This is a genomic window from Affinirhizobium straminoryzae, from assembly GCF_007004135.1.
Taxonomy (GTDB): Bacteria; Pseudomonadota; Alphaproteobacteria; order Rhizobiales; family Rhizobiaceae; genus Neorhizobium; species Neorhizobium straminoryzae.
Genome location: NZ_VJMG01000118.1, coordinates 1 through 1,309 on the forward strand (window position 1 = coordinate 1; position 1,309 = coordinate 1,309).

Genomic DNA, 1,309 nt, shown 5'->3' on the forward strand with positions numbered 1-1,309 from the left:
CCGGGTGCTTCCGGCCACCACCAAACGAGGCAGCGATCAGCGGCAGGGGCAATTCATCAGGATGACGACGCACGGGACATTCGCGCGCGCGCGTCCATCGGATGAACCACATTGATGCAAGCACCAAACGAATGAATTGGCGGGAACCGGTTTTCCGGCCTATGGAGGGCGCCGGAATGAGAAAAGGGTAGTCCCATGGCAAACGAACCATCAACGGCGGCATCGCAGCAGACCGGCGATACGCCGCAGGGCTTTGCCTACGCGCTGGCCGCCTATGGCCTGTGGGGCATATTGCCGCTTTATCTAAAGGCGCTCGGCCATCTCTCGCCCTTCGAGGTGCTGGCGCATCGCGTCGTCTGGTCGCTGCCCTTTGCAGCCATGATCCTGCTCGTCACCCGCCGTTTCGGCGATATCCGGGCGGCCCTGCGCTCGCCGCGCACGCTGGTGATGGCGACGGTGACGGCAAGCCTCATCACCGTCAACTGGTGCACCTATGTCTATGCCGTCGGCTCCGGCCATGCCATCGAGGGTGCGCTGGGCTACTTCATCAACCCGCTCTTCAGCATCCTGCTCGGCTCCATCCTGCTGAAGGAAAGATTGTCGCCAATGCAGATGGGGGCGATCGTGCTGGCTTTCGTCGCCGTCGGCATTCTCACCTGGGATGCCGGGCGACTGCCGTGGATTTCGCTCACGCTGACCTTCAGCTGGGGCATCTACAGCTTCCTGCGCAAGACGCTGCCGGTCGGGCCGAACCAGGGCTTCTTCCTGGAAGTGGCGCTGCTCAGCGTTCCCGCCCTGCCCTATATCCTCTGGCTTGAAGCGAGCGGCCAGGGTCACCTGACGCACGGAACCGCCATCGACAGCTGGCTTCTGGCCGCTGCCGGCATTGCGACCGCCGTGCCGCTGATGCTCTATGCCAACGGCGCCAAGCGGCTGCGCCTCTCCACCATCGGCATCATGCAGTATCTGACCCCGACGATCATCTTCCTGATTGCCGTCTTCGTGTTCCGCGAGCCTCTGAGCCCGGTCAAGCTGTTCGCCTTCGTGCTGATCTGGTCGGCGCTCGGCCTCTACAGCCTTGGCATGCTGCGCAACAGCCGCGCCGGCTGAACGACTGCTCCTGTCCGGACGCATGAGGCCGTCCGGACAGTCATCTCAGGCTTCAAAGGCGCGCGATCACGGCCTCGTTGCCGTCATCGACGGGCGCATCGCCCCACGCATCCAGGATGGCCGGCACGATATCCTCAACATGATCGATGATCAGCGGCTTCACCAGGTTGGCATTGTGGATGAAGCCCTGCGCCTTCAT

Annotated in this window: 1 protein-coding gene; it reads left to right on the forward strand. The window is 63.2% G+C overall.

The genetic code is table 11. The annotated features are described in order from the left end of the window. Positions 1-195: 195 nt before the first annotated feature. On the forward strand, positions 196-1,110 hold the full coding sequence (gene rarD / locus FNA46_RS25660) for an EamA family transporter RarD (protein WP_143128074.1): 915 nt from the start codon (positions 196-198) through the stop codon (positions 1,108-1,110). Positions 1,111-1,309: the final 199 nt, after the last annotated feature.

What these genes read in the sequence shown, in the direction of transcription:
- rarD (WP_143128074.1), top strand. Translation starts at nt 196, where the DNA reads ATGGCAAACGAACCATCAACGGCGGCATCGCAGCAGACCGGCGATACG.